This is a genomic window from Aeromonas sp. R1-2, assembly GCF_040908505.1.
GTDB lineage: Bacteria > Pseudomonadota > Gammaproteobacteria > Enterobacterales > Aeromonadaceae > Aeromonas > Aeromonas veronii.
Map to the genome: position 1 here is coordinate 22,942 of NZ_JBFODU010000014.1, position 22,984 is coordinate 45,925.

Consider the following 22,984-nt stretch of genomic DNA (forward strand, 5'->3'; position numbering starts at 1 on the left):
TGGCCCCCTTTCTGCTGTTCATTTTGACAGTGACTTACTTGGCACCATGCTGCTCCGCCAGATAGAGCCAGGTATCGACCACGGTATCGGGGTTGAGCGACACCGAATCGATCCCCTGCTCCACCAGCCAGGCGGCAAAGTCCGGGTGATCGGATGGCCCCTGACCGCAGATCCCCACGTACTTGCCCGCCTTGCGCGCAGCCTGGATCGCCATCGCCAGCAGCGCCTTGACCGCCTCGTTGCGCTCGTCGAACAGATGGGCAATCAGCCCGGAATCCCGATCCAGCCCAAGGGTGAGCTGGGTCATGTCATTGGAGCCGATGGAGAAGCCGTCCACGTGCTCGAGGAACTTGTCTGCCAACAGGGCATTGCTCGGGATCTCGCACATCATGATCACCTTGAGCCCCCGCTCGCCGCGGCGCAGACCGTTCTCGGCCAGGATGTCGATCACCTGCTCCGCCTCGCCCACGGTGCGCACGAAGGGGATCATCACCTCGACGTTGGTCAACCCCATCACATCGCGCACCCGCTTGATCGCCTCGCACTCGAGGGCAAAGCAGGGGCGGAAGCTGTCGGCGATGTAGCGGGATGCGCCACGAAAACCGATCATCGGGTTCTCCTCGTGGGGCTCGTAGCCACGACCGCCCACCAGATTGGCGTACTCGTTGGACTTGAAGTCCGACATCCGCACGATCACCCGCTCCGGCCAGAACGCGGCCCCCAGAGTGGCGATCCCCTCGGTCAGCTTGGCCACGTAGAACTCCCGCGGGCTGTCGTAACCGGCGATCATCTTGCCGATGGTGGCCTTGAGCTCTGGGGTTTGCTGGTCAAACTCCAGCAGCGCCTTGGGGTGCACCCCGATCATCCGGTTGATGATGAACTCAAGGCGCGCCAGCCCTACCCCGGCATTGGGCAACTGGGCAAAGTCGAAAGCGCGGTCCGGGTTGCCGACGTTCATCATGATCTTGATGGGCAGGCGCGGCATATTGCCCACCTCGGTCACCGCCACGTCGAAGTCCAGCTCGCCGTCATAGATAAAACCGGTATCCCCTTCCGCGCAGGAGACGGTGATCCGCTGGCCCGGCTGAATATGATCGGTAGCGTTGCCACAGCCCACCACAGCCGGAATGCCCAGCTCACGGGCGATAATGGCGGCGTGACAGGTGCGGCCACCCCGGTTGGTGACGATGGCGGAGGCCCGCTTCATGATGGGCTCCCAGTCCGGGTCGGTCATGTCGGTGACCAGCACATCGCCGGGTTGCACTTCGTCCATCTGGCTGATGGAGGAGATGACCCGCGCCGGGCCCGCGCCAATCTTGTGGCCGATGGCTCGTCCCTCGATCAGCACCTTGCCCGCTTGCTTGAGTGCAAAACGCTCGAGGGTGTTGGCCTCCTGGCGGCTGCGCACGGTTTCCGGGCGGGCCTGCACTATGTAGAGTTGGCCATCCTGACCATCCTTGGCCCACTCGATATCCATCGGGCGGCCATAGTGCTGCTCGATGATGAGGGCCTGTTTCGCCAGCGCCATCACCTCCTCATCGGTGATGCAGAAGCGGCTGCGCTCGGCCTCATTGGTGTCGACAATCTTCACCTGACGGCCGTGACCGGCATCGTCCGAATAGGTCATCTTGATAAGCTTGGAGCCGAGGGTCTTGCGCACCACCGCCGGGCGGCCCCCCTTGAGAGTCGGCTTGTGCACATAGAACTCGTCCGGGTTGACCGCTCCCTGCACCACCATCTCGCCAAGACCATGGGCGCCGGTGATAAAGACCACGTCGTTGAAACCGGACTCGGTATCCAGGGTAAACATCACGCCGGAGGCGGCGAGATCCGAGCGCACCATCCGCTGCACCCCGGCCGAGAGGGCAACGCCCTTATGGTCGTAGCCCTGATGCACCCGATAGGAGATGGCGCGATCGTTGAACAGGGAAGCAAACACATGCTTGACCGCCGTCATGACGGCATCGATGCCACGTACGTTGAGGAAGGTCTCCTGCTGACCGGCAAAGGAGGCGTCCGGCATATCCTCGGCGGTGGCGGAGGAGCGCACCGCAAACGAAGCCTCGACACCGGCACTCAACTTTTCATAGGCAACCCGGATAGCCTGCTCCAGCTCGGGCTGGAACGGGGCTTCGATCACCCAGTTGCGGATCTGCTGACCGGCCCGGTTGAGGGCGGCGATATCGTCCACGTCGAGATTGTCGAGCAGATGGTGGATCTTGCCGTTGAGGCCGCTTGACTCCAGAAACTCGTTAAACGCAAAGGCGGTGGTGGCAAAGCCCCCCGGCACGGATACGCCGGCGCCAGAGAGGTTGCTGATCATCTCGCCAAGGGATGCGTTCTTGCCGCCAACTCGTTCTACGTCCTGCATTCCGAGTTGTTCGTACCAGAGCACGTACTGTTGCACTTGGATGTCTCCAGGTTGGTGGGCACCGATGCCATAGCACCTCGTGCGCCCGATTTAATCGATGAGGTTATGGGTAAGTCAGGTGCGTTATTGTCTGTTTCTTTTGTTGCCAACGACAATGAAAACGTTTTCTATTGGTTTTCAAAAAAATCCCCGAGCAAGAGGTGGGGATGGTCGAATGACCGGAACATTCTACAATGGCGACACAAAAAGATAACGATTCAGGTTTGCAAGCCACTTCACAACTTGGGCACAGCAGACCGGTTGACAAAACTGGTATGGTTTCGGGAGATACTTCTCACCCCTTACCCCATGCGACCCCACCCGCGGTATCACAGGAGCCCTACGTGCACACCGTATTTTATGTTTCAGACGGCACCGCCATCACCGCCGAAGTGTTCGGCCACGCGGTACTGAGCCAGTTTCCGCTGGCCTTCGAGCAGATCACTATCCCCTTTGTGGAGACACTGGAGAAAGCCCGTCAGGTGCGGATGCGGATCGACGAACAGTTCCGCCAGACCGGGGTGCGCCCCATCCTGTTTCACACCATCGTCGACCCGCTGGTACGGGAAGAGGTACTGAAATCGGAAGCGTGCGGCCACGACTTTCTCAACACCTTCGTCAGCCCGCTGGAGCAGGAGCTAGGGGTAAAAGCCGAGCCCCGCCTCCACCGCACCCACGGCATGGAGAACCGCAAGCTCTATGACGATCGCATCGAGGCGGTCAACTTCGCACTGGCCAACGACGATGGCATCACCACCAAGGAGTACGATGAGGCGGACATCATCCTGATCGGGGTCTCCCGCTGCGGCAAGACCCCCACCAGCCTCTATCTGGCGCTGCAGTTTGGCATTCGTGCCGCCAACTACCCCTTTATCGAGCAGGACATGGGCATGCTGGAGCTGCCCGCCCCCCTCAAGGCCAACCGTCACAAGCTGTTTGGCCTCACCATAGCGCCGCAGCGGCTGCACGAGATCCGCAACCAGCGCCGTGCAAACAGCCGCTACTCCTCCATCGAACAGTGCGAGCAGGAGCTGGCCTGCGTGGAGAGGCTGTTTCGCCAGGAGGCGATACGCTTCCTGGATACCAGCTCCCACTCGGTGGAGGAGATCAGCGCCAAGGTTCTCGAGGCAACCGGTCTGCGCCGCCAGCTCTGTTAAGCCAGCTTGACAGCTATCGGCATCAACAAAAGATAAAAATTACAGTGTCGCGGCGAAAGTCAGCTGTGGCGAACTGCAATTCACATAGATGACAGTGAAAAGCGTGGGTAAAAAAGGGATAAGCACCACAAATGCTTATCCCTCTTCTTGTCGACCTTGGCGTTGTGCCCTTATCACCTGCTGCCAGTTAGCCGCTATTCGATTCCGTTCTGCTGCCCTCGGCAAACAGCCAGCGTTAACTAACGATTGAGCTCAGGGTTGTTCATCAACCGGGCATAGAAGGCCAGCAAACCGTGGCGCAGGCGAACCCGCTCCGCCAGCCAGCCGCCAACGAGCGCCCCCGTTACCCCACCCACCAGCAACAGCGGCTGCCAGTAGGGCAGCAACTCCTGATCACCGAGTAACAGCCAACCCAGCAACATAATCGCGGCCACCAGCAACAACAGCGGACTGGCGGCAATCCCTAACCAGAGCGCCACCAGTACACCCCGGGCAACCCCTTGTTGCAGCACGCTTTCGCGCTCTCTGTACTCCAACTCCCTGCACTCTTCCCTGTACTCTCGCTTGTTTGGCATCATTTGCATCCATTTGTGACCTGACACCACAAAAGCACACCAATAATACAAAATGTCAATAAAACAGAATTCGATTGTGCAAACATCAACCAGAAACTGCCAAGAAGCCTCTTCAGATCATGAAAAAGCTGCCTTTGGTACAAAACACGGCCATTAGAGATGGAAAACAGGTGCATTCATGGCGGATTATCACTATTCTGCTTCGGTTGCCAGCCAACACTAAAAATTGAAAATGGCATGGTGTAACGAAATAAATACAGTTTTCGTCAGGTTTTGGCTACGCACTGCGTGCCTGCTCAGGATGAGCCCAACACCGACCAGAGACAACAGAGACGTAAGGACAGACCTATGGATTTGAAACAAGACGGTGAGGAGCTGAAGCGCGGCCTTAAAAACCGCCACATTCAGTTGATTGCTTTGGGCGGCGCCATCGGCACCGGCCTCTTTCTGGGCATTGCCCAAACCATCAAGATGGCAGGCCCCTCAGTCCTGCTGGGGTATGCCATCGGCGGCTTTATCGCCTTCCTGATCATGCGCCAGCTCGGTGAAATGGTGGTTGAAGAGCCGGTAGCTGGCTCCTTCAGCCACTTTGCCTACAAATACTGGGGCGAGTTTGCCGGTTTTGCGTCCGGCTGGAACTACTGGGTGCTCTACGTGCTGGTGAGCATGGCCGAGCTGACCGCAGTGGGCATCTATGTCCAGTACTGGTGGCCCGAGATCCCGACCTGGATGTCGGCAGCCTTCTTCTTCGTGCTGATCAACGCCATCAACCTCTCCAACGTCAAAGCGTTTGGCGAAATGGAGTTCTGGTTCGCCATCATCAAGGTGGTCGCCATTATCGGCATGATTGGCTTTGGCGGCTATCTGCTCCTCTCCGGTGCCGGCGGCCCCGAGGCGAGCGTCACCAACCTGTGGGCTCAGGGCGGTTTCTTCCCCAACGGCATCAGCGGTCTGGTGATGGCGATGGCGGTGATCATGTTCTCCTTTGGCGGTCTGGAGCTGGTTGGTATTACCGCCGCCGAAGCGGACAATCCCGAGAAGAGCATTCCCAAGGCCACCAATCAGGTGATCTACCGCATCCTCATCTTCTACATCGGTGCTCTGGCTATCCTGATGTCCCTCTACCCCTGGGGTAAAGTGGTGGAAGGCGGCAGCCCGTTCGTGATGATTTTCCACGCACTGGACAGCAATCTGGTCGCCACCGTACTCAACATCGTGGTGCTGACGGCGGCACTGTCGGTCTACAACAGCTGCGTCTACTGCAACAGCCGGATGCTGTTCGGTCTGGCCAAACAGGGCAACGGCCCGAAAGCCCTGCTCAAGACCAACAAGAGCGGCGTGCCGCTGGTTGCCCTCTCGGTCTCGGCCATCGCCACCCTGCTCTGCGTGCTGATCAACTACCTGATGCCGGGCAAGGCGTTCGGCCTGCTGATGGCGCTGGTGGTCTCCGCACTGGTGATCAACTGGGCGATGATCAGCCTCGCGCACCTCAAATTCCGCAAGGCCAAGGTCGCAGAGGATGTCCAGCCCAAGTTCAAGGCGTTCTGGTACCCCTTCGGCAATTATCTCTGCCTCGCGTTCATGGCCGGTATTCTGGTGATCATGTATATGACCCCCGATTTCCGCATCTCGGTCGAACTGATCCCCGCCTGGCTGGTGGTATTGGGCATTGGCTTTGTCATCAAGCGCAAAGGACAAGCCCAAAGCAAGGTTGCAGCCAATCTGGGTTAATGCCCGCAACTGAGAAAAACAATGCAAAACGCCGATCGGATGATCGGCGTTTTTTATTGTGCGCAGCATTACTCGCAGCCATAGCCCTCAGGAAGGCAGCTCTTGCCTTTGATCTTGCCGATGCTCCGGGCTGTTGACGCAACACTCATCGCGGAAAAAGGCGATGATCTCCTCCAGCACCGCGTATTGAGAGACGCAAAGCAGGGTGCGACTCTCCCGGTTTTGCTTCACCAGCCCCACTGAGACCAGCGCCGCGATATGGTGGCTGAGGGTGGAAGCGGGGATCACCAGCTGCTTTTGCAGCTCACCCACCGGCAACCCCTGCTCTCCCGCCTTGACCAGATGCTTGAAGATAAACAGCCGGGTCGGATGACCCAGCTCTTTCAATGCCTTGGCGACCTCTTCCAGTTGCATCTCTGCGCCCTCCACAAATTTGATATTTCGATAATACCAGAAATATCTTGACCGGCCATTCATTTCGATTATTTTGGAAATATAGAAACCAAGTGAGGATACGACAATGAATGAGTGGTTAACCATGCTGACCGATGCAGCCCAGATGTTCCTGTTTCTGGCTGTCGAGCTGTCGGTGCTGTTTCTGGTCATTAGCGCCGGGGTCAGCCTGATCCGTCAGAAGATCCCCGACGAGAAGATCCAGCGGATGCTGGGGGCGAGACATGGCAAGGGCTATCTGCTCTCGGCCCTGCTCGGTGCCGTCACCCCCTTTTGCAGCTGCTCCACCATCCCCATGCTGAGAGGGCTGCTCTCGGCCAAAGCTGGCTTTGGCCCCACCCTCACCTTCCTGTTTATTTCGCCACTGCTGAACCCCATCATCGTCGGCTTGATGTGGGCCACCTTCGGCTGGAAAGTGACCCTGCTCTACGCCGTGATCGCCGCCAGCGTCTCCGTCATGGCGAGCATGCTGCTCGACAGATTGGGGTTCGAGCGCCATGTCATCGACCCCAAAGAGGCCACCCCCTCTTGCGGTAGCGGCTGTGGCCCGGCGACCCGCACCACCACTCAAGCACATTGCAGTGACAACCAACGCAGTGCCATTCGCGAAATCAAACCCCTCAACGGGTCAGCGTGCTGCCCGGCACCGCAACCAGAGATGGCAGAACAGGCCACCCTCTCCTGCTGCGGCGATGGCACGGCAACCCTGACCAGAGCACCACAGCTCCCCACCGCCTGGGTCAAAGCTCGCCTCGATGCCTGGCAGCAGTTCAAAGCGGTATTGCCCTTCCTGCTGCTGGGGGTGCTTATCGGCTCGTTTATTTACGGTTTTATTCCGGCCGAGTGGATCGCCGCCCATGCTGGTGCCGACAACCCGCTAGCCATCCCCTTCAGTGCCATCGTCGGGATCCCGCTCTACATCCGTGCCGAGGCCGTGATCCCGCTGGCGTCGGTGCTGCTGGGCAAAGGGATGGGGATGGGCGCCGTCATGGCGCTGATCATCGGCAGTGCCGGTGCCAGCCTGACCGAGGTGATCCTGCTCAAATCGATGTTCAGAACACCGATGATTGCGGCCTTTCTTACCGTGATCCTCGGCATGGCGATCCTGATGGGCTACCTGACACAACTGTTGTTTTAAGTCGCCCATCTTTAAACAGGCAAAATGCCAAAGCAGCCGAGTGTGAAACCATCCGGCACCTCATAGACAAACGCCGCTCGGATGATCGGCGTTTGTTTATTCCGTACGGCAGTCAATTTGAGACAGCCAAAGGATGAGGGTTTGCTGCTCTCCGGGCCATGTGACATGGCTTGCCTCCCCTCGCCGAACCGTACTGTAAAAATGTGAGACCCATCCCGTCCCCACGCAGTAGCACAAGAGTTAATGTGCAACAACACAATAAATGAACATCCTCTGCCATACTCAAACGAAGTATTCCGTTACGCCGAAACCGGAGCCTGATCATGGTAACCAGCTCGCTTCACACCACAGATACCGAGGTTGAATTTGCCGACGATATCCAGTTGGTATCGACGACCGACCTCAAAGGGGACATCACCTACGCCAATCCGGCGTTTTGTCAGGTGGCAGGCTATCGCCTGGAAGAGATGTTGGGGCAGCATCACAATCTGGTGCGCCACCCCGACATGCCCAAGGCAGCGTTTGCCGATCTCTGGGCCCACCTGCAGGCAGGCAAACCATGGCGAGGCATGGTAAAAAACCGCTGCAAGGATGGTCGCTATTATTGGGTTGATGCCTATGTCACCCCGATTTATGAAGATGGCAAGATGGTGGGTTACCAATCCGTCCGCTGCCGTCCCGCAGCAGAGCACAAAGCGCGTGCCAGCAAGATGTACAAAACCCTTAAAGCCCGTGAAACCGGCTCTGCCATTCACATGGGCCTGCGTCAACTCACACCGGCCATGATGACCATACCTCTGCTGCTCGTCAGCGTGATCAGCGCGCTCTGGCTGCTCTCACCGCTGCAGGCGCTCTGGGTCATCATTCCTCTCTTGGCAGCCATCTGGTTCAATCGCCACCCCCTCTTCCTCACACCGCGATTCTTGCAGCAGCTCGAGCAGGATTACGACAGCATCAGCCGCCTTATCTTCTCGGGGGATGCCCCCCACAGCATTGCCGATTTCCATATCAAGCTCGGGCAAGCGAAGATCCGTACCGTACTCGGCAGGGTGGATGACACCACGGCTTCGCTCAATGCCATGGCCAATGACCTGCGCGGCTCTGCCTCGCTGGCCAGCCAGGATATCTCTTCGCAAGACACGCAGATCCAGCAGATTGCCACCGCCGTCACCCAGATGGCTTCGGCCGCCGAGGAGATCAACCGCAATATTCAAGACAGCAACAGCCAGATTGAAGAGGCCCGTAGCCACTGCATCACCACCAGCACCCAGCTTTCGGAAGCAGGAGAAGAGATGTCGGCGCTTGCTACTCAAGCGGAGCAAGCCTTTCAGTCAGCCGTCGAACTGGCGAGCGAATCCGAGCGGATCGGCACCATCATGAGCGAAATTCGCGGCATTGCAGATCAAACCAACCTGCTGGCGCTCAATGCCTCCATCGAAGCCGCACGGGCCGGCGATCAGGGGCGCGGCTTTGCAGTGGTGGCGGACGAGGTTCGCAGCCTGTCGACCAGAACCCACAAGGCGACAGAGCAGATCCAGAACAGCATTGGCCATATCCAGCAAACCCTTGGGGGATGGAAAGAGATGATGCATCTCAATGTGACCAGAACCAACGCCTGCCTCGCCACCACCCGGGCAAGCACCGGCAACCTGAATCAGGTTGTGGTCGAGATAGACAAGGTCTCTGATTTTTCCAACCAGATCACCGCCGCAGCCACCGAGCAACAAGCGGTCATCGAGGAGATCAGTCGCAATATCAACCAGATATCCTCGCTCTCTCACGATAACAGCCTCAAAATCGATCAGGTGAGTGAAACCAGTGCCAACTTGCAGAGTAAAGCGAGCCAGCTCAAGGACTTAAGCCGGACATTCGGATAGCAACATGCAGATAAAGTCCATGTAAACGAAGGGCCACCCGTCTGGGTGGCCCTGTTGTTTATAAGGCTTAACTGTTGCTCCTGGACGCCACTTACTTGGCGTAATCCTCGGTCGGGATACAGGCACAGAACAGGTTGCGATCGCCGTAGACATCGTCGATGCGGTTAACAGAGGGCCACAACTTGGCGGCGCGCACGGCGTCGGACGGGAAGACCGCCTCGGCGCGGCTGTAGCCACGGTTCCACTCACCGTCCATCACGTCGTCCTGGGTGTGCGGCGCATGGACCAGCGGGTTGTCGGTCAGGCTCCACTGCCCCTCCTGCACCTTGGCAATCTCGGCGCGGATGGACGTCATCGCCTCGACGAAGCGATCCAGCTCGCGCTTGGATTCCGACTCGGTCGGCTCGACCATCAGGGTGCCCGCTACCGGGAAGCTCATGGTCGGCGCGTGGAAGCCGTAGTCCATCAACCGCTTGGCTACGTCCATCTCGCTGATGCCAGAAGCCTCTTTGAGCGGACGGATATCCAGGATGCACTCGTGTGCCACCCGACCGTTACGGCCGGAGTAGAGCACCGGGAAGGATTCCCCCAGCTTCTTGGCCAGATAGTTGGCGTTGAGGATGGCCACCTGAGTGGATCTCTTCAATCCTTCGTCACCCAGCATGGCGATATACATCCAGCTGATGGGCAGGATGCTGGCCGAACCGAACGGTGCAGCCGACACGGCGCCGTTATCACGGCTCTCCTTGTCGGTCTTGACTACGGCGTGACCGGCCACGAACGGTGCCAGATGCTTCTTCACGCCGATGGGGCCCATGCCCGGGCCGCCACCGCCGTGAGGAATGGCGAAGGTCTTGTGCAGGTTGAGGTGAGAGACGTCCGCCCCGATAAAGCCCGGCGCCGTCAATCCGACTTGCGCGTTCATATTGGCACCGTCCAGATAGACCTGACCACCGTGCTGGTGAACGATGTCGCACACCTCCTTGATGGTCTCCTCATACACCCCGTGGGTGGAGGGGTAGGTCACCATCAGACAGGAGAGTTGCTCCCCCGCCTCGGCCGCCTTGGCACGCAGGTCGTCGAGATCCACGTTGCCGGACTTGTCACAGGCGGTGACGATCACCTTGAGCCCCGCCATCTGGGCAGAGGCCGGGTTTGTGCCGTGGGCAGAAGCCGGAATGAGGCAGATATCGCGATGCCCCTCGCCACGGGATTCATGGTACTTCTTGATGGCCAAGAGACCTGCGTACTCCCCCTGCGCCCCTGAGTTGGGCTGCATGCAGACCGCATCGTAACCGGTCACTTTCACCAGCCAGTTTTCGAGGTCGGCCAGCAGCAGCTGGTAGCCCTTGGCCTGCGCCAACGGGGCAAACGGGTGCAACTTGCCAAACTCGGGCCAGGTCACCGGGATCATCTCGGCAGTGGCGTTGAGCTTCATGGTGCAGGAGCCGAGTGAAATCATGGCGTAGTTGAGCGCCAGATCCTTGGCTTCGAGACGGTGGATATAACGCAGCATCTCGGTTTCGGAGTGGTACTTGTTGAACACCTCGTGGGTCAGCACGGCATCGGTGCGCAGCAGATCCTGCGGGATAGCGTGATGGGCCTGGGCCGCCTTGTCGAGAGCCTCGATATCGAGCCCATGACCTTGACCAAGGAAGAGATCGAACAGCTCGGCCACATCGCCGCGAGTGGTGGTTTCAGAGAGGGACACCCCTACCGAGCCATCCAGATCGGCGCGCAGGTTGATGCCGAGCCCCTCGGCCTTGGCAATCAGCTCTGATTTGCCCGTGGTCAGCACGGTCAGGGTATCGAACCAGCTGGCATGCTTGAGGGCCACCCCCTTGGCCTTGAGGCCAAGCGCCAGAATGGTAGTGAGACGGTGCACGCGGGAGGCGATGGTTTTCAGCCCCACCGGGCCGTGATAGACGGCGTAGAAGCTCGCCATGTTGGCCAGCAGCACCTGAGCGGTACAGATGTTGGAGTTGGCCTTCTCGCGGCGGATGTGCTGCTCGCGGGTCTGCATCGCCATACGCAGCGCGGCCTTGCCGCGGGCATCCTTGGAGACACCGATGATGCGGCCCGGCATGGATCGCTTGTAGGCATCGCGGGTAGCAAAAAAAGCCGCATGTGGGCCACCGTAACCCATGGGCACGCCGAAGCGCTGGGCGGAGCCCAACACCACGTCAGCACCCAGCTCGCCCGGGGATTTGAGCAGCAGCAGAGAGAGCAGATCGGCGCTGACGCAAGCCAGTCCTTTCTGGGCCTGTACGGCGGCAATCAGAGCGCGCAGATCTTTCACCTCACCTGTGGTGGTGGGGTACTGGAACAGGGCACCAAACACCTCTTCGCTCACCGCATCGCTCGCGGCGCCGACCGCCACGTCGAAACCGAAGTGAACCGCGCGCTCCTTGACCACGTCGATCACCTGCGGGTGCACGTCATCGGCCACGAAGAAGAGGTTGGATTTGGACTTGGCCATCCGTTTGGCCAGCGCCATCGCCTCGGCGGCGGCGGTCGCTTCATCCAGCAGGGAGGCGCTTGCCAGATCCATGCCGGTCAGATCCAGCGTCAGCTGCTGGAAGTTGAGCAGGGCTTCGAGACGGCCCTGTGCCAGCTCGGGCTGATAGGGGGTGTAGGCGGTATACCAACCCGGATTTTCCAGCACGTTGCGCAAAATGACGTGGGGCACATGGGTATCGTGATAACCCATGCCGATGTAGCTCTTGGCAATCTTGTTCTGAGCGGCATAGCCCTTGAGCTTGGCGAGCGCCTCCACTTCGGTCATGCCGGCACCGATGCCGAGCGGGCCCGGCAGGCGAATGGCGGCAGGCACGGTCTGGGCAATCAGATCGTCCAGGCTTTCGGCCCCGACGGTCGCCAGCAGCTGGCGCAGCTCTTCCTCGCCCGAGCCGATATGGCGGCGGACAAAATCGGTTTTTTGCTCGAGTTCAAACAGTGACTGGGTCATTTCCCTATTTCCTGATAAATAAGTCTTGGCATGACATCCTGATAACCAAGACCTGATGTTCCTGATCGTCGGCTGATACCGACTCCACTCATGTTCTGGGTCCCGCAGACAGGGTGCGGCACCGGATGCTGCGGCAGCATCAAGAGGGGATCGCCTTGTTGCGAACCGGCCCGTTTGCCCTGGCAAAAGCAGGCAAGCAAACGGCAAGCGCGGACGACTTCACCCTTCCACCGGCCGGTGCTTGCCCGGCTGGCGGTCATACAAAGGGGCCCTGCTGTGTTGGCAGGGCCCGGGGGCATTACTCTTCGTCCACCACGTTCTGGTAGCCTTCGGCATCCAGCAGGTTGGCCAGCTCGCTCTCGTCATCGAGCTTGATGCGGAACAGCCAGCCAGCGCTGTAGGGGTCGGAGTTGACCAGCTCGGGGCTCCCTTCCAGCTCTTCGTTGACGGCAATGATCTCGCCGCTCACCGGGCTGTAGATGTCGGAGGCCGCCTTGACCGACTCGGCCACAGCGCAGTCGTCACCGGCACTGACCTGCTTGCCCACTTCCGGCAGCTCGACAAACACCATGTCACCCAGCAGCTCCTGGGCGTGCTCGGTGATACCGACCACGGCCTCGCCGTTGGCTTCAACACGGATCCACTCGTGGGAAGTGGCATATTTCAGTTCGCTCGGGATATGGCTCATTTGTGCTTCCTTTGATCTTTGAGTCGCGTTTAAAAACGAATATGAAAAGGGATGAGGGAGGCACTGCCCTCCCCCAAGACGATGTTAAACCAGCTTCTGGCCGTTACGGACGAAAGCGGGCTTGGTGACCTTCACGGTGACCAGCTTCTTGCGGATCTCCACCTCGGCCAGCTCACCGATATCACGGGGCACCCGCGCCAGGGCAATACTGTAGCCCAGGGTGGGGGAGAAAGAGCCGGAGGTGATCACACCTTCCCGCTTCTCACCATTTGCCGCGGTGAAGGTAACCGGCATACCGGCACGCAGCACCCCTTTCTCTTCCATGACCAGACCCACCAGCTTGGGCTGGTTGCCCGCCGCTTTCTGCGCTTCCAACACGTCACGGCCGATGAAATTTCGATCGCTCGGCTCCCAGGCGATGGTCCAGGCCATGTTGGCGGCCAGCGGAGAGACTGACTCGTCCATATCCTGACCATAGAGGTTCATCCCCGCTTCGAGGCGCAGGGTATCGCGAGCACCGAGACCACACGGGGCCACGCCGTTATCCAGCAGCGCTTGCCACAGCTCGCAGGCTTTCTCTTGCGGCACTACGATTTCATAACCATCTTCGCCGGTGTAGCCGGTAGTGGCGATAAAGAGATCGCCAGCCTGCACGCCGAAGAAGGGTTTCATCCCCACCACGGCGGTACGCTGAGCGGCGCTCAGCACGGTCGCAGCCTTGACCTTGGCGTTAGGGCCCTGCACCGCAATCATCGCAAGCTCCGGACGCTCGGTCACTGTGATATCGAAATCGATGGCGTGATGGCGGATCCAGGCCAGATCCTTCTCGCGGGTAGCGGAGTTGACCACCAGCCGGTAGAAGGTATCGGTCAGGTAATAGGTGATGAGGTCATCGATCACGCCGCCTTCCGGATTGAGCATGCCGCTGTAGAGGGCCTTGCCGGGGGCAGTGAGTTTGGCCACGTCGTTGGCCAGCAGGTGTTGCAGAAAGGCTTTGACCCGTTCGCCGGTCAAATCGACGATGGTCATGTGGGAGACATCGAACATACCGGCATCGCTGCGCACCGCGTGGTGCTCTTCCAGCTGGGAGCCGTAGTTGATAGGCATTTCCCAACCGTGGAAGTCCACCATCTTGGCGCCGGCTTCCAGGTGTTTGGGATGCAGTACAGTAGTCTGGATCATCGCATTCTTTCCTTAGCAAAAAGCCTTTTCGCTTTGGCGACCACCCTTGCGACCCGCGCCACCGCTCTGACTGCAATACGTACAGCAAAAAGCGACCGGATCCAAAAGTGTGTGCTCGCTCCTGCCCTTGCCAGGCAAGAGGGATTCCTTGAACGGAGCGGATTATATGACAAGCAGGCGAGCGTGCCGCTCAAAAAAAACTAATCCCCTCCCGTAAAACTGACTCCAGACACTAAGATAAATGCAGTGATAAAAACAGCCATAAGCCGACTCAGGCGAGATTAAATTTTGATTTTTACCGTTTCGTCACAATTTGCAGAAAAACGTTTCGCTCCAGAGCAAAATTAAAGGCTGACACCCAAAACGGGTCATCAGCCTTGTCGGATTACTTTTGTTGTCAAAAACGGCGAGTAATATTAGTTTTTTTCACCCTTGGCCTGCATGGCACTGCCCTTGGTCGCAGCAACAGCCCAGTCAGGACGGGCCAATGCGGGCAACTCTCCCTCCAGCCCCATGGCAGCGCGGATCACCCCCTCCTTGAAGGGCGTCAGCAGATTGGCCGCGCGCAATCCCACGCCCCGCACCAGCTTCTTGAGCGGGTTGGCCCCGCTGAACAACCTCTTGAGCCCTTCCATCGCCGCCAGCATGCGAGCCGCCTCGCTCTTGCGCCAGCGCTCGTAACTGCGCAGGTTGGCGAGCAGGCCGATATCCTCGCCCGCGGCATGATTTTGCAAGATCTGCTCCGCCAGCGCGGCAGCATCCAGCAGGCCAAGGTTGACCCCCTGCCCCGCCAGCGGGTGGATGGTGTGGGCGGCATCTCCCACCAGCACCAACCGCTCGCGAGCAAAGTCGCGGGCATAGCGGGCAGTGAGGGGAATGGCGCTGCGCGGCCCCTCCACCTTGCACAGACCGAGCCGGGCATCGAAGGCGGTGGTAACCTGGCGATTGAACTGCTCGTCATCGCAGGCGCAGAGCGCCTCGGCACGAGCCGCAGGCAGCGACCAGACGATGGAGCAGAGGTTCTCCTTCCACAGCGGCAAAAAGGCGAGCGGGCCATCCGGGGTGAAGATCTGGCGAGCAACAGCTTCATGGGGTTCGGCGCAGCGCACCGTCGCCACCAGGGCGTGGTGACCGTAATCCCAGCTGGTGAGCGGGATATCGGCCTGACGGCGCACCCAGGAGTGGGCGCCATCGGCAGCCACCACCAGTTTGGCCGAGATGGCCTGACCATCTTCAAGGAGCAGCAGGGCGCCCGCCGGGCCGCTCTGCAGGCTCTTGGCTCTGGCGGGGGTCAGCAACTGGATATTGCTGGCACCTTCAATCGCCTCAAGCAGCGCCAGCTGGATCACCCGATTCTCGACGATGTGGCCGAGGTTGGCCTGACGCAGGCTGGCGGCATCGAAATCGATATGGCCGAAACTGTCCTGCTCCCACACCGCCATCTTGTCGTAGGCCTGCAGGCGGCGCGCTTCAATGCCGTCCCAGGCGCCGACATGGCGCAGGATCTGCTGGCTGGCCAGACTCAGGGCGCTGACCCGGTTATCGGCCACCTCCCCCAACTGCGGGTCGGGCAGTTGTCCCTCCACCACCAGCACCTTGAGGGCGCTATGTTTCAAGGCCGCAGCGAGCCCCAGCCCCACCATGCCGCCACCGACAATCACCACATCCACATTTTGCATCTGCATCATCTCATCCTTTCAGGGCTGACCGGCTGGCCAGCGAGGGGACGCCCGCAGGCATCACCTCTTTATTCAATAGGTTTTGATCAACGAATGGTGGTCAACAGGTTCCACTCAACAAGTGCTGGCTAGTTGCCGCACACATCAGCGACAAAGCCCAGGGTGCGCGAGGCAAGCGGCGCCTTGAGGCACTGGAATCGCCCCATCAGGGTGAGCGCCAGATTCCGCCCCGCCACCAGCGGATCGTGACCATTGGAGAAGAGCTGGGCCAGCGAAGAGGTGAGCCAGACGGTCTGCTCCTGATCGCGCTGACGCTGCTGCCAGTAGCCACTCAGTACCTTGAAGCTGCCGATATCCTCCCCCTCTGCCAACGCCTTGGCTACGGCGCCGGTAAGCAGGTCGAGATCCCGCATCCCGAGGTTGAAGCCCTGTCCGGCAATCGGGTGCAGGGCGTGGGCGGCATTACCGACCAGCACGGTACGCTGGGCCAGCGGATAGTCGCAGGCGGTCAGAATGAGCGGATAGACGTTACGCACGCCACATCGCTCGAAGCGGCCGAGCCGCCAGCCAAAGGCCTGCTGCAGACGGGCAAGAAATGCCACCTCATCGAGGGCCATCAGCTCATCCACCTCATGCTGCCCGACGCTCCACACGAGCGAGGAGAGCCCCTCCTGCATCGGCAGCAGGGCCAGCGGCCCCCCTTCGGTAAAGCGCTCGAAGGCGCGTCCCTCAGGGTCTTGCGCCGTTTTGACCGTGGCGATGATGGCGTGCTGCTCAAAGTCGTGGCGGGTCACCGGCAACTTGAAGTGCTGACGCACAAAGGAGTTGCCGCCGTCTGCCGCCACCAGCAGGCGGGTCTCAATCTGTTCACCGCTCTCGAGGGTGAGGGTCACCTTCTCCTCATCGGGCGCAATCTCGCTCACCCGGGCCGGACAACAGACCCGGATATTGGGAGAGGCCGCCATCGCCCGTTGCAGCTCCTTGCCAGCGGATGCAAGCTCGATCACCTGGCCCAGCGCGGGCAGACCGTATTCGGCAGCCGACAGGCGAGCCTGACCGAAGTGGCCCCGATCCGAGACATGGATCTGGGTAATGGGGGCGCAATGGGGGGCAAACAGCGGCCAGAGTCCGCGTCGCAACAGCGCATCACAGGTACCGGCCGAGAGCGCAATGGCGCGGGCGTCGAACCCTGAATGGGTGTGCTGTTCGGGGACGCTTGCCTCCAGCAGCAGGATCTCGAGGGGGGAGCCATTGGATCGGAGCAGGGCCGCCAGCGAGAGGGCCAGCACGGCACCGCTCATTCCACCGCCGACCAGGGTGACATCGACCTGTCGCACATCAGATTGAGACATAAGCAGAGAGGAAGAAGTGAAAAAGGTGGCCTCATGCTATCACAAAGCCGCTGGCCGAATGCGAGGTCACCGGCAAAAAACCGGTTGCGCCTCACAGGGTTAGCCACCACAAGGAAATAAAAAAGAGCGCCATCAGGCGCTCTTGCAGATTCAGTAAGGGTCGCGTTGACCCGCACCTCAATGAAGGGTCGGCGGCGCGCTCGGGGTATCGGGGCGCTTGCCAAACTCTTCGAAGGCCATCATGACACCCAGTTTGACGTGTTCGTAGAGCACCAGGAAGGAAGCTTCATTCTCGTCATCTTCCTGATCGAACTCGGCAGAGACCTGAGTGATGCTGGCGATATCCTGGATCATCTCCTGCAGCTCTTCCGACGCACGGGAGAGCTCCTGCTGCACCACACCGAAACCAGCCAGAAACGCCTGTGACCAGTCCACCAGCGAATCGATGCGCTCGTCGAGGGGAGCATCATCACTTGGCAGCAGCAGCTCGACGCCCTTCTGGGCCATCAGGCTCTCGACCACATTGTGATAAAGATCGGTCATCACCTGGCGCACCGGGGCCGGCAGGCCGAAACCGTCGTTCACCAGATCGTTGAAATGGGGCACCCAACTCTTGTCGTCCAGTGCCACGCCGCCGCACACCAGACCGCAGATCACACCATGGGCCTCTACTGCGCTGGCCATCAGCTCATGTTGTTCCATGATGTCGGCCACTGCCGCATATTTAAGGGGGTTCGTTTTGCTCATCGAGGATCCGCTCAAAGTTCAGTCAAATTTGCAGAATTAATGGTCAGGATCCTAGCATTCTCCCTCTTGCAGAGCCAGCAAGGCCTTGAAACTTATGCATCTGCGCTATATAGTCCCGCCCAGTTGTCCACGTGGATAAAGGCGGAAATCAGCTCCGCCGTATTGAGGAAGGCATGAGCACAGAGGCCGTAGAAATCGTCATTTTGGGACGTCCCTACAAGGTATCCTGTCCCTTGGGACAGCAGGATGCCCTGCGCCAGGCCGCCGAGCAGCTGACCGACAAGTTGATCGACCTGCGTCAACGCTCCAAAGTCTCCAGCAACGAGCAATTGGCTATCATGGCGGCACTTAATTTCTGTCATGAGCTCTGCCTTGAAAAAGAGAAGAACCACCAATACTCTGAGACCATGGACAAGCGGATCAAGATGCTGCAGCGCACCATCGAAGCGGCCCTGATCGAGCACGGACAATATGGTGATTCCAGCGAAGAGGGGCAACAGCCCTAATCGCAAACCGTTTTAAAATTCCCTGGGATGTTTGTCAGCCGGTTCAAGTCCCCGAGCCGATATTCATACCAAACAGGGGATCTGCCTTCTGGCTATTGCGCATGCTCGGCACGACCGAGAAGCCTGCGGTCAGATCCGATCCCCGCCTTGAACCGACGGTTCAAGGGCCCAAACCGGCAACGGCATCTCGGGGTACCAACAGCAAAAGCCCGTCACCAGCGTGACGGGCTTTTTCTTTGCCTGATGATTAACGCCCCCTACCCCTTTCAGAGCTGAAAAAATGCCCCGGATGAAAAGCTCACCCGGGGCATCACAGCATTCACAGTGCATGCTGTGTTAGCGCAGCCAGTCGCGTTAGCGCTTTTATTTGACCAGCAACAAATTCTCCTGCTGGCGGGAGGCCGTCACCAGCACCGGGATGGACTTGGAGGTGGGGGTAAACGACCCGGCCCCGATACTGTCGATGGGCACCAGCGGATTGGTCTCCGGGTAATAAGCCGCGATGTTGCCCTGCGGAATGTCATAGATCACCACGCTAAAGCCGGTCACGATGCGCTCACGCCCATCGTTGCAGATGGCCGCCATATCGACCTTGTCCCCTTCGGCAAAACCGAGGCGACGGGCATCCCCTTCGTTCATGAACACCACGTTGCGCTGGCCCTTGATGCCGCGATAACGGTCATCCATGCCATAGATGGTGGTGTTGTACTGATCGTGAGAGCGCAGGCTCTGCAGCAGCAACACCGGCTGATCCACCATCTGCTCGGCATGGCGAGTACACTCCGACAACACAGAGTGCGGCAGGGTACTGGCGCGAAACTCAGCGCTGCCGCTGGCAGTATTCCAGGTCAGCAGCGCCGCAGAGTTATCGAGATGAAAACCGCACGGCTGCTGGATGCGGGCATTGAAATCGGCAAAGCCGGCGATGGTCTGCTCGATAAGATCGCGAATACGAGCATAGTCATCGCGCAGAGCCAGCCAGTCGACCCGCTCGCTGCCCACGGTGGCATGAGCCATCCGCGCGACTATGTCGGTCTCGGAGAGGCAGAGCGGCGATACCGGCTCGGCTGCGCCGGTCGAGGCGTGCACCATGCTGAAGGTGTCCTCCACCGTGATCTTCTGGTTGCCCGTGCGCTGGATATCGAGCTCGGTGCGGCCGAGGCAGGGCAGGATCAGCGCCGCCTTGCCCACCTGCAGATGGCTGCGGTTGAGCTTGGTGCTGATCTGCACGTTGAGCTCGGCCTTTTTCATCGCCCCATAGGTGAAGTCGGTATCGGGTGCCGCTGCAGCCAGGTTGCCGCCCAAGCAGATGAGTACTTTGCTCTTGCCCTCATCCAACGCCTTGAGCGCTTCGTACACGTTGTGGCCACGGGCCCGCGGCAGGCTCACCTGCAGGTGACGCTCGAGCCTGTCGATAAAGGCAGCGGTCGGCTTTTCGTTGATACCCATGGTGCGGTTGCCCTGCACGTTGCTGTGGCCCCGTACCGGACAGAGCCCCGCCCCCGGCTTGCCAATCTGGCCGCGCATCAGGTGCAGGTTGACGATTTCACGAATGGTATCGACCGAGTGCAGATGCTGGGTCACCCCCATGGCCCAGCAGCTGATGATACGCTGGCTGGCGGCAAAGACCCGAGCCGCCTGCACTATGTCGGCGCGGGTCAGGCCGGACTGCAGCTCGATCGCCGCCCAGTCGGTGGCACGCACCTGCGCCTCGTACTCGGCAAAGTGGCGGGTGTGGCGGGCGATAAAGTCGCGATCCACCGCCTCCGGAGACTCTTCCAGGATGTACTTGGCCATGCCACGGATGGCGGCCATGTCGCCACCCAGTTTCGGCGTCAGATATTGGTGGCTGATGGTAGTAGCCGCCGGGGTCAGCAGTTCAAGCGGGCTCTGCGGGCTGGCGAAACGCTCCAGCGCCACCTCTTTCAAGTTATTGAAGCTGACGATCTTGCAGCCGCCACGCGCCGCCTGGCGCAGTGCATTCATCATGCGCGGGTGGTTGGTCCCCGGATTCTGGCCATAGACGAACACCGCATCGGCCTGGTCGAAATCATCCAGCACCACAGTGCCCTTGCCGATACCGACCGACTGGATCAGCGCAACCCCGCTCGCCTCGTGGCACATGTTGGAGCAGTCGGGGAAGTTGTTGGTGCCAAACAGACGACCAAACAGCTGATAGAGGTAGGAAGCTTCGTTGCTGGCACGCCCTGAGGTGTAGAACTCCACCTCGTCCGGGCTATTCAGCCCCTTGAGAGTGTCGGCAATCAGGGAGAAGGCGTCGTCCCAGCTCACAGGCTCATAGTGATCGGTCGCCGGGTTGTAGCGCATCGGCTCGGTCAGCCGCCCCTGATACTCGAGCCAGTAGTCACTCTGGGTGGCCAGCTGGCGCACCGAGTGGGCGGCGAAAAACTCGGCCCCCACCGTCTTGCCGGTGGACTCCCAGGCCACCGCCTTAGCGCCGTTTTCACAAAACTGGAAGGTGCCGTGGTCGTTGTCACCCCAGGCGCATCCCGGGCAGTCGAAGCCGTCGGTCTGGTTGACCCGCAGCAGGTTCTTGATGTTCTGACGGGTCTTCTGGCTGCGCAGCACCTGTTTCATGGTGGATTGCAGGGACGAAAAACCGCCGGCTTTGGCGGGCTTTTCAATATGACTCATGGCACTCTCCGATGGGATCCGCCGGGCGATAGCTCGAATAGCTGACCGGGGCATCAAACTTGGGAATATGAACGACGTTGAGGTTGTATTTGAGGGCCAGCCTGACCGCCAGCTGGCTGGGCGATGCCAGACAGATAAGATGACGGGCACCAAAGCGGACGGCTTTTTGCACCAGCTCGCTACCGCAACGGCTGGTCACCACCAGGGTGTCGCACGCACTGTGTTGACGCAGCAGCAGGCCGATCAGCTTGTCGAGGGCATTGTGGCGCCCAATATCTTCCCGGCAGTGGAGGATCCGGCCCTCGGCATCCAGCGCCAGCGCTGCATGCAGGGCGCCGTGCTGCTGACCCTTGAGCTGCCACTGGGCGATCTGCGCACGCAGCCCCGCCAGCAAGGCCCCATCCCGCGGCGGCGTCAGCGGCAACACCGGCAATGCGGGCAGCGCCTGCTCCACCGCCGCTACGCCGCAGATGCCGCAGCCGGTCACCCCGGTCAGCCGGCGCTTGTGTTCGGCCAGAGCGGCCAGAGAGCGGTTGGCAATGGTCACATCCAGTACAATAACCTGTTCGGCTGGCGCGACCTGGATATCGTGGACTTCGTGGTTATGCCGGATGATCCCCTCGCCAAACAGGAAACCGACGGCAAAGTCGTCGAGATCGTCCGGAGTCGCCATCATCACCGCATGGTTGATGCCATTGATGTTGATGGCGACGGCTATCTCCTCCACCAGATGATCCAGTGACGGCAAGTTGGCGGGGGTTGCGACGGGAGAATGGGCAGGCATGCAGGTTGGCCTAAAAATGCAAACTGCATTCAAGTTTAGAGAGGCGACTGACGCAAAACCAATGAAATAAATCTATATCCTGATAGAATTGCTCTATCGAAGATGTTTTTTCAATTGATTAATTTTTCAATAATCGGTTCCACTGCCTCCACTACAACCAGATGAACATCAAGCAACTTCACTACTTTCACGAGCTGGCCAAACACCAGCATTTTGCCAAAGCGGCCAAAGCCTGCCACATCACCCAACCCACCCTCTCGGCCAGCATTACCGCGCTGGAAAAGAGTGTCGGCACCGATCTGGTGGTACGCACCAGCCAGTTTGTCGCCCTGACCGAGGCGGGCGAGCTGGTGCGCCAATATGCCGAACGGATGTTGCTGGAGCAGGAGGCGCTCAAGCAGGAGCTGGCGCTGTTCCAGGGCGAACTCTCCGGTACCCTGCGTATCGGCATCGTGCCCCAGTCCAATCTCGACATCATGCCGTTTATCGCCCGCTGCAAGCAGCGCTATCCCGATATCGTCATTCGCCTGTCGGTGCTCAGCAACGAAGCCCTGCTATCACAGCTGGAGCTGCATCAGTGCGATATCGGACTGGGATTTGATGAACCCGCCGGCGGCGCTGGCCGGCGCGCCTTTCATGTCTACCCGCAAGGCGCCAACCAGATGGCGGTGCTGATGAACCGTGACGAAGCGGATCAGTACCCGCGCAGCGGCGACATTGCGCTTGCTGAGCTGCGGCAACAACCATTGGTACTGCCCAGCCGCACCATGCAATTTCGCCAATATCTGGATCGCGCCGCCGAGCAGATGGGGACCTCGCTCAACGTGGTACTGGAGACCGACTCGCTGTTCCATCTGGTCAGCGCCGTACGCCACCGGCTGGGCTGGGCCATCGTCAGCGCCGGCCTCGCCCGCTCTGCCAGCAAACTCTCGGATCTGGTTTGCCTGCCTCTCGCTCCGCTGGAGAATATCGGCCATACCGCCTTTCTGACCCGCCAGCAGAGCATCACCCCCGCCATGCGCGCCTTTCTTGAACTGGTGGCAGAAGGTGAACCGGCAAACGCGCCTTGACGCAGGCCGAGC

Annotated in this window: 18 protein-coding genes and 1 other RNA gene; 8 read left to right on the forward strand and 11 right to left on the reverse strand. The window is 59.8% G+C overall.

From position 1 onward, the window contains the following. Positions 1–34: 34 nt before the first annotated feature. Positions 35–2,407, reverse strand: coding sequence for a phosphoenolpyruvate synthase (gene ppsA, locus AB5Y76_RS05030; RefSeq protein WP_201986763.1), 2,373 nt, complete (start codon positions 2,405–2,407; stop codon positions 35–37). Positions 2,408–2,754: 347 nt separating this feature from the next. Between ppsA and AB5Y76_RS05035 the strand changes: the two genes are divergently transcribed. Beyond that, positions 2,755–3,567: a pyruvate, water dikinase regulatory protein gene (locus AB5Y76_RS05035; RefSeq protein ID WP_005344832.1), complete on the forward strand. Its 813-nt coding sequence runs from the start codon at positions 2,755–2,757 to the stop codon at positions 3,565–3,567. Between the two features lie 239 nt (positions 3,568–3,806). On the opposite strand, the gene AB5Y76_RS05040 is transcribed toward AB5Y76_RS05035, so the two are convergent. After that, positions 3,807–4,142 carry a hypothetical protein gene (locus tag AB5Y76_RS05040; RefSeq protein WP_201986878.1) on the reverse strand — a complete coding sequence of 112 codons (336 nt, stop codon included), beginning with the start codon at positions 4,140–4,142 and terminating at the stop codon, positions 3,807–3,809. Between the two features lie 348 nt (positions 4,143–4,490). On the opposite strand from AB5Y76_RS05040, the gene AB5Y76_RS05045 reads away from it, so the two are divergent. Next, complete coding sequence (locus AB5Y76_RS05045) at positions 4,491–5,873, forward strand: amino acid permease (RefSeq protein WP_201986762.1); 1,383 nt, start codon at positions 4,491–4,493, stop codon at positions 5,871–5,873. A gap of 87 nt (positions 5,874–5,960) precedes the next feature. On the opposite strand, the gene AB5Y76_RS05050 is transcribed toward AB5Y76_RS05045, so the two are convergent. Beyond that, entirely contained in the window at positions 5,961–6,287 is a 327-nt protein-coding gene (locus AB5Y76_RS05050) for a helix-turn-helix transcriptional regulator (RefSeq protein ID WP_128815807.1), read from the reverse strand. 106 nt (positions 6,288–6,393) lie between these two features. Between AB5Y76_RS05050 and AB5Y76_RS05055 the strand changes: the two genes are divergently transcribed. Then, on the forward strand, positions 6,394–7,464 hold the full coding sequence (locus AB5Y76_RS05055) for a permease (protein WP_201986760.1): 1,071 nt from the start codon (positions 6,394–6,396) through the stop codon (positions 7,462–7,464). 323 nt (positions 7,465–7,787) lie between these two features. Beyond that, the gene (locus tag AB5Y76_RS05060) at positions 7,788–9,341 is read left to right on the forward strand and encodes a PAS domain-containing methyl-accepting chemotaxis protein (protein ID WP_005361477.1); all 1,554 of its coding nucleotides are present in this window, start codon (positions 7,788–7,790) and stop codon (positions 9,339–9,341) included. Between the two features lie 91 nt (positions 9,342–9,432). On the opposite strand, the gene gcvP is transcribed toward AB5Y76_RS05060, so the two are convergent. From gcvP to gcvT, 3 genes are all read right to left on the reverse strand, one after another. Next, a complete protein-coding gene (gene gcvP, locus AB5Y76_RS05065; protein WP_201986758.1) occupies positions 9,433–12,309 on the reverse strand; it encodes an aminomethyl-transferring glycine dehydrogenase in 2,877 nt (958 codons plus the stop codon). A gap of 298 nt (positions 12,310–12,607) precedes the next feature. Next, entirely contained in the window at positions 12,608–12,997 is a 390-nt protein-coding gene (gcvH, locus tag AB5Y76_RS05070) for a glycine cleavage system protein GcvH (protein ID WP_005333898.1), read from the reverse strand. Between the two features lie 84 nt (positions 12,998–13,081). Then, entirely contained in the window at positions 13,082–14,179 is a 1,098-nt protein-coding gene (gene gcvT, locus AB5Y76_RS05075) for a glycine cleavage system aminomethyltransferase GcvT (protein WP_201986757.1), read from the reverse strand. Between gcvT and AB5Y76_RS05080 the strand changes: the two genes are divergently transcribed. Then, positions 14,156–14,383 carry a hypothetical protein gene (locus AB5Y76_RS05080; RefSeq protein WP_021230880.1) on the forward strand — a complete coding sequence of 76 codons (228 nt, stop codon included), beginning with the start codon at positions 14,156–14,158 and terminating at the stop codon, positions 14,381–14,383. The two genes, gcvT and AB5Y76_RS05080, sit on opposite strands and share 24 nt — an antisense overlap. 212 nt (positions 14,384–14,595) lie before the next feature. Here the strand turns inward: AB5Y76_RS05080 and AB5Y76_RS05085 are convergent, their stop codons facing one another. The 3 genes from AB5Y76_RS05085 to AB5Y76_RS05095 form a co-directional block, all read right to left on the reverse strand. Beyond that, a complete protein-coding gene (locus AB5Y76_RS05085) occupies positions 14,596–15,864 on the reverse strand; it encodes an FAD-dependent 2-octaprenylphenol hydroxylase (RefSeq protein ID WP_201986876.1) in 1,269 nt (422 codons plus the stop codon). A gap of 122 nt (positions 15,865–15,986) precedes the next feature. Further along, the gene (ubiH, locus tag AB5Y76_RS05090; RefSeq protein ID WP_201986755.1) at positions 15,987–17,210 is read right to left on the reverse strand and encodes a 2-octaprenyl-6-methoxyphenyl hydroxylase; all 1,224 of its coding nucleotides are present in this window, start codon (positions 17,208–17,210) and stop codon (positions 15,987–15,989) included. A gap of 177 nt (positions 17,211–17,387) precedes the next feature. Further along, positions 17,388–17,957 carry a UPF0149 family protein gene (locus AB5Y76_RS05095; RefSeq protein WP_005346580.1) on the reverse strand — a complete coding sequence of 190 codons (570 nt, stop codon included), beginning with the start codon at positions 17,955–17,957 and terminating at the stop codon, positions 17,388–17,390. 173 nt (positions 17,958–18,130) lie between these two features. Here AB5Y76_RS05095 and zapA point away from each other — a divergent pair, with 173 nt between their 5' ends. Continuing rightward, positions 18,131–18,463 carry a cell division protein ZapA gene (gene zapA / locus AB5Y76_RS05100; RefSeq protein ID WP_005333910.1) on the forward strand — a complete coding sequence of 111 codons (333 nt, stop codon included), beginning with the start codon at positions 18,131–18,133 and terminating at the stop codon, positions 18,461–18,463. 16 nt (positions 18,464–18,479) lie between these two features. Next, a non-coding RNA gene (gene ssrS / locus AB5Y76_RS05105) (6S RNA) lies at positions 18,480–18,661 on the forward strand. 165 nt (positions 18,662–18,826) lie between these two features. Here ssrS and AB5Y76_RS05110 read toward each other — a convergent pair. Together AB5Y76_RS05110 and fdhD are read right to left on the reverse strand one after the other, a co-directional pair. Further along, a complete protein-coding gene (locus AB5Y76_RS05110) occupies positions 18,827–21,118 on the reverse strand; it encodes an FdhF/YdeP family oxidoreductase (protein ID WP_201986753.1) in 2,292 nt (763 codons plus the stop codon). After that, positions 21,105–21,902, reverse strand: coding sequence for a formate dehydrogenase accessory sulfurtransferase FdhD (fdhD, locus tag AB5Y76_RS05115; RefSeq protein ID WP_201986751.1), 798 nt, complete (start codon positions 21,900–21,902; stop codon positions 21,105–21,107). The genes AB5Y76_RS05110 and fdhD overlap by 14 nt, the downstream gene beginning before the upstream one ends. Before the next feature lie 161 nt (positions 21,903–22,063). On the opposite strand from fdhD, the gene AB5Y76_RS05120 reads away from it, so the two are divergent. Beyond that, positions 22,064–22,972: a LysR family transcriptional regulator gene (locus AB5Y76_RS05120; protein WP_201986749.1), complete on the forward strand. Its 909-nt coding sequence runs from the start codon at positions 22,064–22,066 to the stop codon at positions 22,970–22,972. Positions 22,973–22,984: the final 12 nt, after the last annotated feature.